We start from the raw sequence: 337 nt of genomic DNA, 5'->3' as shown, positions 1-337 counted from the left end.
TTCCAAAGACAGCTCGACGGTGTCGACCACGCTGAAATTGGTCGGCAAGGCGTCGCCCAGTCAGAAGTTGGAAATCCGCAATGGGAATGACAAGGTGGGAGAAGCTACCGCCAATGCCAGCGGCGACTGGCACACCACGCTGACCGGCCTGACCGTGAAAGCCTACGCCCTGAAGGCGCACGGTTTGTACGGCAGCAACCCAGCTTCCGATCCCTGGAATGTGACCATCATCCAGTCTGTTACCCCCACCCTCATCTCGGTGAAGGATGACAAAGACAAGGACGTGTCCAAAGGCAGCTCGACGGTGTCGACCACGCTGAAGTTGGTCGGCAAGGCG

1 protein-coding gene is annotated in these 337 nt (G+C 58.8%); it reads left to right on the top strand.

The features are described 5' to 3' along the window. Nucleotides 1–337: hypothetical protein (locus ACQZ2L_RS25090; protein ID WP_430328319.1), on the top strand; the 337-nt coding region annotated here is incomplete at both ends.

It is taken from the genome of Pseudomonas shirazensis, from assembly GCF_050496565.1.
In the GTDB taxonomy this organism is placed as follows: Bacteria; Pseudomonadota; Gammaproteobacteria; order Pseudomonadales; family Pseudomonadaceae; genus Aquipseudomonas; species Aquipseudomonas shirazensis_A.
This window is presented reverse-complemented; position numbering and strand designations above follow the sequence as displayed.